This is a genomic window from Neisseria sp. P0008.S010, from assembly GCF_051962715.1.
Taxonomy (GTDB): domain Bacteria; phylum Pseudomonadota; class Gammaproteobacteria; order Burkholderiales; family Neisseriaceae; genus Neisseria; species Neisseria elongata.
This window is the reverse complement of record NZ_JBQCVA010000417.1, coordinates 1-239: the sequence shown is the minus strand read 5'-3', so window position 1 is coordinate 239 and position 239 is coordinate 1. Positions and strand designations below refer to the sequence as shown.

Annotated in this window: 1 rRNA gene; it reads right to left on the bottom strand. The window is 54.4% G+C overall.

The annotated features are described in order from the left end of the window. A 16S ribosomal RNA gene (locus ACTHSL_RS14155) occupies positions 1-239 on the bottom strand; the annotation flags it as partial.

Here is a 239-nt window from a genome sequence, read left to right as displayed (position 1 = left end):
GACTACTGGGGTATCTAATCCCGTTTGCTCCCCTAGCTTTCGTGCCTCAGCGTCAGAATCGGACCAGAAGGCTGCCTTCGCCATTGGTGTTCCTCCAGATATTTACGCATTTCACCGCTACACCTGGAATTCCACCTTCCTCTCCCGACCTCAAGCGCGGCAGTTTCAGAGGCAGTTTGTCGGTTGAGCCGACATATTTCACCCCTGACTTATCGCGCCGCCTACGCACCCTTTATACC